Annotated in this window: 13 protein-coding genes; 3 read left to right on the top strand and 10 right to left on the bottom strand. The window is 36.5% G+C overall.

The annotated features are described in order from the left end of the window. Positions 1 to 5 precede the first annotated feature (5 nt). A complete protein-coding gene (locus V7127_RS21740; protein ID WP_335354718.1) occupies positions 6 to 1,208 on the bottom strand; it encodes a CaiB/BaiF CoA transferase family protein in 1,203 nt (400 codons plus the stop codon). 190 nt (positions 1,209 to 1,398) lie between these two features. Between V7127_RS21740 and V7127_RS21735 the strand changes: the two genes are divergently transcribed. Together V7127_RS21735 and V7127_RS21730 are read left to right on the top strand one after the other, a co-directional pair. Then, the gene (locus tag V7127_RS21735; RefSeq protein WP_335345643.1) at positions 1,399 to 2,070 is read left to right on the top strand and encodes a GntR family transcriptional regulator; all 672 of its coding nucleotides are present in this window, start codon (positions 1,399 to 1,401) and stop codon (positions 2,068 to 2,070) included. Beyond that, positions 2,067 to 2,951, top strand: coding sequence for a hydroxymethylglutaryl-CoA lyase (locus V7127_RS21730; RefSeq protein WP_335489574.1), 885 nt, complete (start codon positions 2,067 to 2,069; stop codon positions 2,949 to 2,951). The genes V7127_RS21735 and V7127_RS21730 overlap by 4 nt, the downstream gene beginning before the upstream one ends. Positions 2,952 to 3,806: 855 nt before the next feature. Here V7127_RS21730 and V7127_RS21725 read toward each other — a convergent pair. The 9 genes from V7127_RS21725 to V7127_RS21685 form a co-directional block, all read right to left on the bottom strand. Continuing rightward, positions 3,807 to 4,463, bottom strand: coding sequence for a GntR family transcriptional regulator (locus V7127_RS21725; protein WP_335489571.1), 657 nt, complete (start codon positions 4,461 to 4,463; stop codon positions 3,807 to 3,809). 141 nt (positions 4,464 to 4,604) lie between these two features. After that, entirely contained in the window at positions 4,605 to 5,363 is a 759-nt protein-coding gene (locus V7127_RS21720; RefSeq protein WP_335345646.1) for an aminopeptidase, read from the bottom strand. A gap of 186 nt (positions 5,364 to 5,549) precedes the next feature. Continuing rightward, positions 5,550 to 6,635, bottom strand: coding sequence for a M24 family metallopeptidase (locus V7127_RS21715; protein WP_335489568.1), 1,086 nt, complete (start codon positions 6,633 to 6,635; stop codon positions 5,550 to 5,552). A 15-nt stretch (positions 6,636 to 6,650) separates the two neighbouring features. After that, positions 6,651 to 7,658 (bottom strand): ABC transporter ATP-binding protein, encoded by a 1,008-nt coding sequence (locus tag V7127_RS21710; RefSeq protein WP_335489565.1) that lies wholly within the window; start codon positions 7,656 to 7,658, stop codon positions 6,651 to 6,653. After that, complete coding sequence (locus V7127_RS21705) at positions 7,655 to 8,668, bottom strand: ABC transporter ATP-binding protein (RefSeq protein WP_335489562.1); 1,014 nt, start codon at positions 8,666 to 8,668, stop codon at positions 7,655 to 7,657. Before V7127_RS21705 ends, V7127_RS21710 begins: the two co-directional genes overlap by 4 nt. Positions 8,669 to 8,683: 15 nt before the next feature. Next, entirely contained in the window at positions 8,684 to 9,568 is an 885-nt protein-coding gene (locus V7127_RS21700) for an ABC transporter permease (RefSeq protein ID WP_335489591.1), read from the bottom strand. Between the two features lie 31 nt (positions 9,569 to 9,599). Continuing rightward, positions 9,600 to 10,514 (bottom strand): ABC transporter permease, encoded by a 915-nt coding sequence (locus V7127_RS21695; protein WP_335354716.1) that lies wholly within the window; start codon positions 10,512 to 10,514, stop codon positions 9,600 to 9,602. 60 nt (positions 10,515 to 10,574) lie between these two features. After that, positions 10,575 to 12,137, bottom strand: a complete 1,563-nt coding sequence (locus V7127_RS21690) for an ABC transporter substrate-binding protein (protein ID WP_335489559.1) — start codon at positions 12,135 to 12,137, stop codon at positions 10,575 to 10,577. 80 nt (positions 12,138 to 12,217) lie between these two features. Further along, entirely contained in the window at positions 12,218 to 13,210 is a 993-nt protein-coding gene (locus tag V7127_RS21685; RefSeq protein WP_335489556.1) for an aminopeptidase, read from the bottom strand. Positions 13,211 to 13,738: 528 nt separating this feature from the next. Here V7127_RS21685 and V7127_RS21680 point away from each other — a divergent pair. Continuing rightward, positions 13,739 to 14,401 (top strand): GntR family transcriptional regulator, encoded by a 663-nt coding sequence (locus V7127_RS21680; protein WP_335345653.1) that lies wholly within the window; start codon positions 13,739 to 13,741, stop codon positions 14,399 to 14,401. Positions 14,402 to 14,453 lie beyond the last annotated feature (52 nt).

The raw sequence follows: 14,453 nt of genomic DNA, 5'->3' as shown, positions 1-14,453 counted from the left end.
CCCTCTTAAATAATATTATTATTCTGTAATTCCTTTATTCTTTCATCATTAAAACCAAGTAACCGTTTGTAAATTTCATTATTATGTTTTCCCATCATTTCAGGACCTAAATGTTTGACTCTACCTGGGGATCTACTTAATTTTGGAACAATTCCCGGCATTGGGAATTCTCCAAGTTCAGGATGGTCAAGTTTAATAATCATTTCCCGTTCCCTGTAATGAGGATCTTCTAAGATATCTTTTGCATTATAAATAAGTCCTGATGGCACGCCTTTTTCCTCTAGTATGGAGAGAGCTTCTTTTGCTGGAAGTGTTTTTGTCCAATTTTCAATCATAGAATCTAGTAGCTTCATATTCTCTGCCCTTGCATGGTGAGTTGCAAAACGTGGGTCATCTGATAATTCAGGCTGTTCCATTGCTTCACAAAGGCGACGGAATACTCCATCTGCGTTGGCACCTATGACAATGTAAGTTTTATCCTTTGTAAAATAGATATTTGATGGAGCTACACCCGGAAGGATGTTCCCCATCCTTTCCCTCACATAGCCAGCAAGTAAGTAATCTGGAATAATGCTTTCCATTATTGAAAATACAGATTCATATAGAGCAGTATCGACTATCTGACCTTTTCCGGAATGATTTCGTTCATGCAATGCAACTAGGCAACCAATGGTTGCGTAAAGAGCAGCCAATGTATCTCCAACTGATACACCAATCCTTGAAGGCGGTCGATCAGAAAAGCCAGTAACATATCTCAAGCCTCCCATTGCTTCACCGACACTTCCAAAACCTGCACGATGTTTGTATGGCCCAGTTTGGCCGTAACCAGAGGTACGAACCATAACCAATTTAGGGTTAATTTCAGATAACTCTTCATAGGATAGATTCCATTTTTCCATTGTACCGGGGCGAAAATTTTCTATTAGAACATCAGCTTCTTTGACCAGTTCCTTTAAAACTTTCTGACCTTCTTCCTCTCGTAAATTCAAAGTAATGGATTTTTTATTTCTTGATTGAATAGGCCACCAAAGACCTACATTATCCTTAGACTTCCCCCAATTTCTCATTGGGTCAGCCTTACCCGGCGGCTCAACTTTAATGACTTCAGCCCCAAAATCACCGAGTAGTCTTCCAGAGAATGGTCCAGCTAATAGAGTACCAAGCTCAATGACACGTACATCCTCTAATGGCAATCGTTGTTCGGCCATCACAGTCCCTCCTGTCCACACTAAAAGATCATTTCTTTATAGTTAGAATTTTCCTATTCTTGTATACAAATTTAATTCTCTGTATACAAAAAGTCAATATAATATTCTAAATTTTTTAATTTATTGCATTTTACTGAATGTTCATTGAATAATATTTTCATTTTGTATACAATTGATTAGAGGTGTTAGCATGGATGCATACGAATTTATAAAAGAGGCTATTATTCTTGGAGAGTTTGAGCCCGGTATAAGATTGGCTGAAGAATCGCTTGCCAAGCAAATGAACTTAAGTAGAACTCCTATCAGAGAGGCAATAAGACAACTTGAAGCTGAAGGTCTTGTGATTCCCCTAAAACGAGGAGTAGGAGTAAGGCATTTTACAAAAAAGGATATTCAACAAATATACGACTTAAGAACACTGCTTGAAAGTTATGCAGCCGGTCAAGCCGCCATTCATAGAACTCAAAATGATATTGATAAAATGGAAAAAGCAAATGAATTATATGAAACAGTAATAGACCAATATGTTGAATTTGATATGTTCAGTATTCGAAATATAGTAGATGTGAATCAAAAGTTTCACGAGGCAATATTAGATGCCTCGAAAAATTCACATATTCATTTTCATCTTTCTAAGGTTATCGTTATACCAATTGTTTTTCGATCATTCTATTGGTATAACAACTTTCAACTTAGACAATCTCTAGAGGTTCACAAGACCATCCTTGAGGCTATCAAAAATAAAGAATCGGACCGCGCTCGAATTGCGATGCATGAACATATTTTCCAGGGACGCGACAATGTTTTGAAGAACTTAGAAAAAATAAAAAATAATAAACTATTAAGGGAGGAAGTAAAATGATTGAAATCTGTGAAGTGGGTCCCCGTGACGGTTTACAAAATGAACGCAAAATAATTCCTACTGAAACAAAGGTTGAATTAATTTCAAGGTTGTTAGATTCAGGAATTCGTAATATTGAAGCCGTATCCTTTGTAAATCCAAAAGTTGTGCCACAAATGGCAGATGCTGAAGAATTACTTAAACTACTGCCAAAAAGAAATGATGTCCGCTATGGAGGCCTTGTCTTAAGTCGCTCCGGTCTTGAACGCGCTCTCCAAACTGATGTGAACTTTTTGCATGTTGTCACCGCAACGAGCGATACATTTAACCAAAAAAATGCAAAAAGGACCGTTGAACAAGCGGTAAATGAACTTTCGAAGGTTATTAAGGAAGGCGTAGAATCTAACAAGGGGGTTTCTGGAGTCCTCGGTACCGCTTTTGGATGTCCATTTGAAGGTGAAGTACCATTATCAAGGGTTTTAGATGTTACGGAAAAGTTTTTGGAAGCCGGTTGTTCTGAAATCACCCTTGCAGATACAACCGGTATAGCTAATCCACTACAAGTACAAATCGTAATAAAAACTTTTTTTGAACACTTTGGCAAGGATTTATCCCTAGGACTTCATTTCCATAATACACGAGGCTTAGGCCTTGCCAATACACTCGCCGGCTATCAAGCAGGTGTACGAAGATTCGATTCCTCTATTGCCGGACTTGGCGGATGCCCATTCGCACCAAAGGCTGTAGGAAATGTCTGCACTGAAGACATGGTCAACATGTTGCATGGAATAGGTATTGAAACTGGTGTCGACCTTAAACATCTCCTTGAAACTGCCAAGTGGATGGAAAGCAAAATGGATCGTCCTTTAGATGGAATGCTAATGAAAGCAGGAATTGCCTAATTAGATTGACAAACCTAAAAATAGCTATCCACTTAAGAAAAAGCGGGTAGCTATTTTGGCATATAATAAAGGGCATACAAGTATGCATTACAGACTCTCAATATTTTAATTAATTATTAAAGCAGTGTAGAGGATCATCAAATGACCGGGTTCTCTTGTTGTTAGCTCTTTCTATCTGTTTTTTTTGCTCCTTTTAATTCTTCACTTCTATCTAATTTTTTCCTCATACTCTTTCCTTACAGATGAAATTTCATAATAAAACTCTTTAATTTTTCATTGATTCCTCATTAACCTTCAACAATTTATCCTGATAATTTCTTTTAGATTTTAGCAACGTTGTATCTTTCTTTGGCCACATCACGAATTGTTGGGATGACCATCACTCCCTATATTTTTACGGTTCCGGTTCCGTAGATTAAAAATTCTAATAATATGATAATAATATTTATGAAAACGGTTCCGTAAATATTCAATACATTAAACATAGAAATACCGTAAATAATAAGTTACGAGAATAATGGGTCAATTTCGTGGGAATGTAGAAACCTTTATGAAATTCATCAGTAATATTTCTTTAATGAGAGTGTTAAAGCGAACATTGTAATTGTAATAACACTTGTCCTAAGAATAAGTTTATGAAAGATGATTTTAACATTCGAAACTAATCGTAAGAAGAATTAAATTGTAGATTTAAGAGGTGTATTTACACTATCCGATGTGATTTGGAGAAAAATTTTGAATCATAGATTAACTGGTTAACAGAGTATTATATTCTTATACGAATAAAAGGGATCTGTTACATACTTCCCATAACCACAACAGCCAGCACCCATTAAAAGATGCTGGCCCAAAAAACTATTTCTTCAATCTCTCTTTTATATACCTATATCCATTATTAACATGGAGCTCCATCGCTTTTTGCGCTTGCTCTTTATCACCATTTTTGATTGCACTGACGATTTGAAGATGTTCATAATAGATTTCGTTTCTTCTTTGCTTACTATAGGAAGACATATTGCGGTTATGATAAATCACATCATTTAACTGCCCAAGTAAGTTTGAAAGGGTCTCGTTTTGAGCGTATTCTAATATGGTATTATGGATTGTGGAGTTTATTTCAACGTATTCAGATAGATCATCCATCTCTTTAGACTCTTCAACTAAACTTTCAAGCTTCTCTATTCCTTCACTATCTATAGTTTCAATGGCTAATTTAATGGCTAATCCTTCTAACGACTCACGACATTGGTATACTTCGATCAGCTCTTGTCCAGAAAACTCTTGCACGATGGCTCCTCGCCACGGGATAATTTTCAATAGCCCTTCAGAAGCTAACCTGCGAAATGCTTCTCGGACTGGGGTAGTACTGACGTTCATTTGTTCCCCAACTTTTGTTTCCGTTAATCGAGTGCCAGGTTCAATATCCCCTTCGATAATGGCATGTTTAATGTTCTCATATACCATCACATTTAATGGCTGCCTGCCCACTGATTTAATTTTTGAAATGCTCATATTCTTCTCCTTACTAAAGACAATAATTTTCTTTAGCTATTTAATCATTTTAAGTGTTTCATAAAGAGGGAACCCATTAGTTTTTAATTAATAGTACAGCATAAAAACATTCATGCTTAAATCTTTTTTAAATCTTAAAAATTATAATTGAATTTTCCCTTCAGCAACAATCAGCTTCCCATCTATGAGTATCTCTGGAGTTTTAGCCACTGCATCTAAATGAACACCAGCATTTATTCTTCCACCAAAGGAAATATTCGTTCCGAAAGCAATGTGACATGTGCCGTATACTTTTTCATCTTCTAAAATATTTCCTGTTATTCGTGCAGCACGGTTCGTCCCAATTCCAAACTCACCTAAGAATCTTCCGTCTCCATCACCTAATAACTGAAGTAATTTTTGACCTTCTTTTCCTTCTGCTTCAATAAGTCTTCCATCTTTTATTTTTAATAGAATTGGACTCTCTACTTTTCCAATATCAGCAATCGACCCATCAATAATTATTTCTCCGTTAGCAGTACCTTCGACCGGTGCAAGAAACGTTTCCCCAGAAGGTAAATTCCCGGAGTCTCCAGGATTTAATAATAGCCCATTGCTCGCTTTACTTTTTCGACCATCTATAATAAAAGATAATGTTTTATCAAATGTTTTTATCACGACTTCTTTTCCCTCATCTAAAACTTTCGCAAGCAAATCACCATTTCTCTTCACGTCCATATAATCTGCTTTGAGCGCACCCTCAACTAACATGTCCAGCGTTAATCCCGGCATAGTTGCTACCCGAGTTTTATGTTTTGCGGCTTCTATTCTTGCTTTCGTGTGAGATATAGAATTTTCCGTAATACAAAGAGCAACATCAACCATTTTCATCGCTTCGGCCACAATACTCGGTGGCTCCACACCCGATTTACTACTTGGTTCAAATTGAACAAGAACCGTTTCAGCTCCAATTTCTTTTCCAGCTTTGTAAAAAATCTCACCTAATTCTTTTTTAGTAGAATCGATGACAACGAGCAGCTTATCACTTTCTGTTACATTTACATTATTCTTAAGGACATTTTTTGCGATTTGGATTGTTTCGATTTGTTATCTCACCTTTACTCGTAATTGTTTATCCGCTTTTGTTAATACTTCGACTCCGTTCACAGTTACTAAAACATCATCTTCTATACGGACTCCGCCAATTTCAGGAATATAAATTCCGGGTTCAATGGTAAACACCATGCCTTGTTCAAGTGCATCTATATTGCCTTCATGTATGGAAGGATATTCATGTAAATCGAGTCCTAATCCGTGACCAAGGCGATGAATAAAATACGGCCCATAACCTTGTGATTGAATATAATCTCTTGCAATTTTGTCTAGTTCTGATATTTTAACTCCAGGCTTAACAGCAGCTATTGACCTTTCCAATGCTTCCCTGACTGTTTCATATATATGAATCATTTTTTCTGTTGGTTCACCTAGCACGACCGTTCTTGAAATATCTGCAACATATCCTTCAATGCTCACACCCATATCGAATAATACAAAAGCATTTTCTTTAATGGGTTGTGTACTCGGCTTTCCATGAGGGAGCGAAGACCGTTCGCCAGATATGACTTTCACGTCAAAACCTAATTTATCCGCGCCTAATTTTTTCATTTTATATTCTATTTCAAGGGCCAGCTCTTTTTCGGTTATTTTAGGATTTAAAAGACTAATGCCATATTCCAAAGCTTCTTCCGTTATCGAAATAGCTCGTTTAATTTTTAATATCTCGTCAGCGCTTTTTATTTTCCGTATTTGATCAATCCAGGGACCGATATCAACAGATGCAATATCTGAGACATTTTGAGAAAGCTTTCTAAACCTTTCTAGTGTCCAATGATTTTCTTCTAAAGCGACTTTACTGCTATTTATTAATGTTTTTAGTAATAAATAAGGGTCTTCATGATCATTATAATCCACTACCTTTGTTACTTTTGCGATTTCAGCTCCCTGTCTGTCCAAGCTCGGTACAATCAAAACATCCTCTCCGGAAGCATTGATAATTAAAGCCGTTAGCCGTTCACGAGGATTACTGTAATAGCCAGTTAGATAGTAAATATTTAAATTCGAAGTAATAATGGACGTTTCTACTTCATGATCCTTCATATGAGAAAGGATTTTATTCTTGCGTTGATCATACATGTATAGTCACCCCTATTAATTTTTGTTTGCAATCGGATAATGACATGCCACAAAATGCCCCGATTCTTGCTCCGTCAATTGAGGAACTACTTCTTTACATTTTTCCGTTGCATACATACATCTAGTGTGGAAGCTGCATCCGGACGGAGGGTTAACAGGACTTGGAATGTCTCCTTTTAAGATAATCCGTTTTTTCTTATCTCTCATTTCGGGATCCGGGATCGGTACAGCAGATAACAATCCCTCAGTATACGGATGTTTTGTATGATTAAATAGTTGTTCTTTATTTCCGATTTCAACGATTCTTCCTAAATACATGACTGCGATCCGATCACTCACATGCTTGACGGCTGGAAGACCATGTGCGATAAAAATATAGGTTAAGTTATACTCTTTCTGTAATTTAACTAATAAATTTAATATTTGTGATTGAATCGAAACGTCTAATGCTGATACAGGTTCATCACAAACGATTAATTTTGGGTTTAAAGCAAGTGCTCTTGCAATTCCTATCCGCTGCCTTTGCCCACCGCTAAATTCATGTGGAAACCGGTATGCATGCGCTTGATTTAACCCGACTACCTCCATCAATTCCAACACACGATCATATAAGTCTTTACCTGACAAAACATGATGACTAATTAATGGCTCAGCAATAATATCAAAAACTCTCATTCTCGGATTTAATGAAGAATATGGATCTTGGAAAATCATTTGCAAATCTTCTCTCTTTTTGCGCATTTCTTCATTTGACAGTTTACTTAAATCACTGCCATCAAAAACGATTGTGCCTTCAGTTGGTTTTAATAATTGCATAATGAGTTTTCCGGTAGTCGACTTTCCACAACCTGATTCTCCAACTATTCCGAGTGTTTCCCCTCGATGAACATAAAAGTCAACACCATCAACTGCTCGTAAGTATTGTCTTTCTTTTGCAAATCTCTTTTCTGTAACGTCAAAATACATTTTTAAGCCTTTTACTTCTAATAAAGGATCCTTCTTATTCCCACTTACTTCAATCATTGATTAGCAGCCTCCTTCTCCTTCTGTTCATTATGTAGCCAACAACGCACACTACTGTCAGTGCCCATCGGAAGAAGCTGTGGAGCTTTTATGGAACATTCTGCCCTGGCTTCAGGACATCTTGGATGAAAAAAGCAGCCGCTAGGCATTTCAGATGGACTTGGAACGATCCCTTCAATGGAAATCAGTTCTTCATACATTTCATGAATTTTCGGAGTGCTATTTAATAAACCTTTTGTATACGGATGATTTGGCTGTTTAAACAATTTAAATACATCTGCTTCTTCAACTACTTGTCCTGCATACATGACAATGACTCGGTCAGCCATTTCAGCAACAACCCCAAGATCATGGGTGATTAATATAATTGACGTATCTTGTTCACGAATAATATCTTTCATAAGTTCTAGTATTTGTGCTTGAATCGTTACGTCCAGCGCAGTAGTCGGTTCATCCGCTATCAATAATCTAGGATTACAGGATAAAGCCATTGCGATCATGACACGTTGCCGCATGCCTCCACTTAGTAAATGAGGATAGGATGAATACACTTTCTCGGACCGTGGAATTCCTACCTTTTTTAACATTTCAATTGTTTTTTCCTTCGCTTCCTTCCGGGATACCTTTTGATGTAAGCGAATCGCTTCTTCAATTTGATCGCCTACTGTAAACAATGGATTTAAAGAAGTCATCGGTTCTTGGAAAATCATCGAGATATCGTTCCCTCTTATTGATCTCATTTCTCTTAGCGACACTGAAACTAAATTTTTTTGATCAAATAGGATTTCACCATTGTTAATTTTTCCTGGTGCTGATATTAGTCCCATGATTGAATTGGCTGTTACACTTTTTCCAGACCCTGATTCTCCTACAATTGCAACGATTTCACCTTTATTAATTTTGAAAGAAACATCATTTACAGCTAGGATAGGGCCGTTATCAGTATCAAAACCAACCTTTAAATTTTTCACTTCTAATAATGTTTCCTTTTTTTGCACCTTCACCTTCATCTTCCCCCTATACATCTAGGATCGCGGATCAAGTAAATCACGCAACCAATCGCCCATAAATATGATGCCTAAAACCGTTATCGTAATTGCGATACCTGGAAAAGTTGCAATCCACCAGCTTGTCGCTAAATGATTTCGACCTTCACTTAACATCCCACCCCAGGAAACGGTTGGAGCTTGAACCCCTAATCCTAGAAAGCTTAAAGATGCCTCTAAAATAATCGTTGTCGCAACACTCAATGTTGAAATAACGATAAATGAAGAAAAAACATTTGGTAATACATGCTTGAAAATAATTTGAAAGTTTTTTGTTCCTATTGATCTAGATGCCATGACGTATTCACGTTCTTTAATACTCAATACTTCTCCGCGGATCATTCTTGCATATATGATCCAGTTCGTAACACCAAGCACGATGATTAATGTCCATAAACTTGGACCCAATACACCTAAAATAACAAGCATAAATAAAATATTTGGGATAGCTAGAAACGCATCAACTACTCGCATTAAGGCATTATCGATAAAGCCCCCATAAAATCCAGCAACTAGACCTAAGACAAGTCCAATGGCACCAGAAACAACAACAGCTAATATGCCGACTAACAAGGAAATTTGGGTACCATATATGACTCTGCTTAAAACATCCCTTCCTAAGTTATCCGTACCTAGAATGTATTCCTTCATCCCGCCTTCCATCCATACCGGAGGAACAAACATATGGGCTGTATTAATTTGAGCAGGGTTATGCGGAGCAATGATCGGAGCAAAAACTGCTGTAACACAAGCGATCAAAAAAATAATAAATCCTGTTAAGCCTAATTTACTTCTTAACAATGACCTTAATCCTAAAATAAACCCCTTTGATCGATTTCTAGTAATCTTTTTGTGTTTTTCAATCTGAACATTTATGGTCAAGGTTTTCCCCACCTTAATATTTGATTCTTGGATCTACAAGTCTGTATAAAATATCCGTAATTAAATTGATACTGATTACCATAATGGCAATAACAAAAACTGCTGCTTGCACCACTGCCATATCACGTCCATTAACAGATTGAACAATGAGTTGCCCGATACCTGGCCATGCAAATACCGTTTCAGTAACTAGCGCACCAGATACAACTGACGATGTTTGCAATGCCATAATTGTAATAACAGGAATAGAGGCATTCTTAAACGCATGTTTATACACAACAAAAAATTCCCTTAAACCTTTACTTCTTGCTGTTTTAATGTAATCTTGCTGTAAAATCTCCAGAACATTCGAGCGGACTAAACGGGTAATTTCTGCTGCTATTCCAGTTCCTAATGTAACTGCTGGTAAAATAACATGGGCAAACGTTCCCCTGCCAGACACCGGGAAAAGTTTGAAATTAACAGCAAATAAAAGAATAAGCATAATTCCCATCCAAAAGTTTGGCAAAGCTTTTCCTAGTACTGAAGTACTTGAAGCAAAAACATCAATTATTGAATTCTTTCTCGTAGCTGATAGTATCCCTAAGGGAATCGCGATGATTACTGCAATGAGCATTGAGTAAAAAGCTAATTCTAATGTAGCTGGCACTCTCTCTAAAACTAGCGATAATGCATCCGTGTTATATCTAAATGACTCTCCAAAATCACCTTGCAATAAATTCAGTACATAAATACCATATTGAACGATGAATGGTTTGTTTAATCCGAGTGCTTCTCTTAATGTTTCTTTTTCCTCTGCCGTAGCCTCTTCAGGAAGCATTAATGTAACAGGGTCACCTGCCACATATACTAATCCGAACACAATGAAGGAAATAATGAAGAGGACAGGTATTAATTGCATTAGTCTCTTGGCTAAAAATTTTCTCAATGATTTCACCCCTATTTATTGAAGGGAGGTATGAATACCTCCCTTCAAATATCCCTCATTTTATTTTCTATGAATGTTAGGAATATAAAAATGTTCAGTTAATGAAGCATCAAATGTAATATGATCCCTTATTGCGTAGGCTGTTTTCATTTGATATAAATTAATATTCGGGAGATCCTTAGCGACAATTTCTTGCATTTTTTGTAGCTGTTGTTCTCTCTCTTCAAGATTCATATTTTTCTCAGAAAGAGCAAAAAGCTCATCAAATTCTGGGTTGCTATAATCAGTCATGCCTTTAGCACCTTCAGTGTAGAAATATTCTAATGCATGGGATCCATCAAATAATGAGTTAGATAAACCAATTAAGAATAACTCTTTGTTTTGTCTTGCATCGTAAACATCTAAATAATGGCTGTTCTCCATTAATTCTAATTTCACTTTAAAACCGACTTCTTCAAGCATTGTTTGAATGATTTGTGCTACATCACTATCTAATGTATATCTTCCGTTTGGTGATTGGAGGTTAATTTCAGCCCCATTATATCCAGCTTCAGCAAGTAATTCCTTCGCACGCTCTGGATCATAAACGAAAGAGTTATTTAATGTTGGATGAGCCCCAGTTACCCCAGGAGGCGTACCTGTTTGTGTAGGAATTCCCGCACCTTTATTAATATGTTTTACTAGCACTTCATCATTAATAGCAAGGTCAATTGCCTCACGTATACGTGGATCTGAAGTTACGGAACCTTCCGTATGACGAACAATAAGCTGCATGATTCTTGTTGTATCTCCTTCAGTAATTGAAGTGCCTTCATTGTCATTAATTCGATCCCATTCAGTTGGCGGAATTGTGGAAGTTAAATCAATTCCTCCAGCAATTAATTCACCAACACGAGTTGAAGTTTCTGGAATGACACGGAATACAACTTTATCCCATTCAGGCTTAAGTTCAAAGTGATCATTGTATGGCTTAAATGTAATATGAGAATCCTTTACCCATTCAACAAATTGATATGGACCGGAGCCAATTGGATTTTTCAAAAAGGTGTCTAATCCATTTTCTTCAATGTACTTTTTAGGCAAAATTCCTAAACCATTTCGTGAAATTCTATTTAACATTAATGGCTCAGTTTCCTTCGTATGAATTCTCAACGTTAACTCATCAATTACCTCAACCTCTTCAAAATTAACAAAATATGAATTTCTTTTTAAAGAGGTATCTTTTGCGACTCTTTCAAAAGTAAATTTTACGTCTTCTGCTGTTAATGGATCGCCATTATGGAAAGTGATACCAGGCTTTAATTTAAATTCCCACGTTTTATCATCAATTATCTTGTGGCTTTCAGCAAGATCGGGTTGAACTTCTAGTTGGTCTGTTCTTTTATATAAATAGCTAAACATATTGGTTAATACTGCCTCTGTACCGCTACTGGTCGTATTATGAATATCAAATGTATCAATATCGGTCGGTAATCCAATTGTTAATACTTGTTCTTTTGGGGCTTCCTCTTTTGTTTCATTGCCATTCTCAGTTTTTGTTGTAGCCGTTTCTTTATTACTGCATGCCACTAACAAAAGTGAAAAAGCAGTAAACAGCAGGAACAATAAATAACTTCTTTTCATAGATTTCTCCTCCATTTTGTTTGATTAGCGTTTGGGAGATACTATTAATCTAGCTTTTCCCTTGATTTAACGCCCTATGTTTAAACGGTTTCTATTGCAGTTTGTCCTACTAAGACTTCGCCGTCTTTAATAATTGTCTGACCATCAACGACTAGAGTTACATCTGTCATAATTAAATCGTAATGACAAGCAGCAACTACGTTACCACCTAAAGTCAAACTAGAACCGATTCCAATATGTACCGAACCATATACCCCTTCATCCTCTAGCATGGAACCGATAAACTTACATTCTGGGTTTAGACCCACTCCAATTTCAGCAATATTATAAACATTTGGATCATTCTTCGATGCTAGATTATCAGAAAGAATTCTTGCCTCTTTTCCACCTGTTATAGAAGTGATCATTCCGTCTTTTACAATGGCAGTAACTGGCTCATCTACTACTCCAATACCGATATAAGGAATACTCGCATTTGCAACGATCGTCCCATTTGCTGTTCCTTCAAGCGGTGAGACATTCGCTTCTACTGTTGGCACTGGTGCAAATTGCCCAGGTTTCACCATACATGTCATTGCATTACTCTTTCTGCCGGTAGCCGACATTGTTAAATTTGTTCCATGTGGAGTTGTTAAAATAATTTCGTTTGCATTTTCAAGAGCCTCGGCAACTGCGTAACAAATAGGGGCTACTTTCGGAAAATCAGCATTTACCCCACTCTTTATAAGCATTTGCTCATCAAACTGAGTTAACATTACCCCTCTTGAACCATTTGCTACCGCATTTTTTACTGCTTTTGTATGAGTTATGGATGTATATACCGCACTAATGAAAACATCACTTTCCTTCATTGCAGCTGCAACTGTTGCCGGCGGCTCCTGACTATCAGACTCGCGTGGAGTAATCACTGCAATCGTTGGTTCAGCACCCACTGCATCTACTGCAGAACCAATAACTTCAGCAATCTTCATTTGTCTTGGTTCCGTAACAATCACAACCTGCTCGCCTGGTTTTACACCCGCACATATTTCTACAATCGTACGTGCACCTTTACCCATCAAAATTCGGTTCAATTTTATTCCTCCTATATGAAAAATGATTATCTAACAGTAAATCGTAAAAATTTGAACAATTATTACTATTTACTTTAGTTAGACTTTATTATAGGTTGATTATTTAAAATATTCAATACTATATTCTATAGAATATATAAAATATTTTTTTCTTCCCTTTAAAATGTTAGCTTGAGGAATCGATCCATTACTTGTGAGAGGCGGTGTTGGTGACATTACAAATCAAAATTTTGCAGGAAAGAAAAGCCAGAGAGGCGAAGCTTTTTAGCAAAAATAAAAAGAATCACGATGCATAGCATGGCGATTCTTCTTTTTCCTTTTACTCCATTTAAGAATGAATTAACAGATTTCCAAGTAGCTGCAGTGATTCAATGATTATGTCAGAGCAGGTTGTTAGTATAATCATTGCAAAATCACATCTTTTAAATTTTAATTGTAATTGTAATAATGGTCATTTATTCTTTAATTAAATGGTTATTTGTAAAAGAGGAAGTTCATATAAATTGGGCAGCCTAAGGAGGAAATGTTTTGAGCATATCCAAAATTAAAACTGTCAACCGGAAACCATTAAATATGGTTGTATATGACAATATTAAATCAGCTATTGTTAATGGAGAAATAGAACCAGGCACGCGTCTTACTGAGACAGCAGTGAGTGAACAAATGAATGTAAGCTCAACCCCAGTTCGTGAAGCTTTTAGACGGTTGGCTTCCGAAGGACTTGTCAAAATTATTCCTTGGCGTGGGGTAGTTGTTCAAGAATTCTCATCTCAGAAACTCGTTGAAGTATATCAGTGTCGCGAAGCTTTGGAGGTAAAAGCAATCCAGTTAGCAGTAGAACAAATTGATGAAACAGGAATAGAAAAATTAAAAATACTCCTGGAGAAATCAAAGGTAACTAACGATTATACAAAATACACAGAAATCAATACCTCAATACATGAAACCTTATTTGAATATGCAAATAATAATACACTTACCAATTTGATTGGACAAATTAATGATGTAATCCTGCATAATCGAAATGTTTCGTCTTACAGCGAAAGCCGGAAAGACGAAATTTATGAAGAACATAAAAGAATTATTCAGGCATTAGAAAATAGAAATAAAGATGAAGCTGCTATTGCTATGAAAGAGCATATAGAGAACGGATTTAAATATATTAAAACTCGTTTAGAAGAGAAGAAATAATTTTGTATGAGAGGCGCCTATTATCCCTCGTACTAATCGAGTAGGAGGAGGT

Origin of the sequence: Bacillus sp. JJ1773, from assembly GCF_036962035.1 — a bacterium.
Classification (GTDB): Bacteria; Bacillota; Bacilli; order Bacillales; family Cytobacillaceae; genus Cytobacillus.
This window is presented reverse-complemented; position numbering and strand designations above follow the sequence as displayed.

Bases quoted from the DNA above. Each gene is read 5' to 3' on its own strand.
- V7127_RS21705 (WP_335489562.1), bottom strand. From the start codon at position 8,668: ATGAAGGTGAAGGTGCAAAAAAAGGAAACATTATTAGAAGTGAAAAAT.
- V7127_RS21730 (WP_335489574.1), top strand. From the start codon at position 2,067: ATGATTGAAATCTGTGAAGTGGGTCCCCGTGACGGTTTACAAAATGAA.
- V7127_RS21710 (WP_335489565.1), bottom strand. From the start codon at position 7,658: ATGATTGAAGTAAGTGGGAATAAGAAGGATCCTTTATTAGAAGTAAAA.
- V7127_RS21740 (WP_335354718.1), bottom strand. From the start codon at position 1,208: ATGGCCGAACAACGATTGCCATTAGAGGATGTACGTGTCATTGAGCTT.
- V7127_RS21690 (WP_335489559.1), bottom strand. From the start codon at position 12,137: ATGAAAAGAAGTTATTTATTGTTCCTGCTGTTTACTGCTTTTTCACTT.
- V7127_RS21725 (WP_335489571.1), bottom strand. From the start codon at position 4,463: ATGAGCATTTCAAAAATTAAATCAGTGGGCAGGCAGCCATTAAATGTG.
- V7127_RS21715 (WP_335489568.1), bottom strand. From the start codon at position 6,635: ATGTATGATCAACGCAAGAATAAAATCCTTTCTCATATGAAGGATCAT.
- V7127_RS21735 (WP_335345643.1), top strand. From the start codon at position 1,399: ATGGATGCATACGAATTTATAAAAGAGGCTATTATTCTTGGAGAGTTT.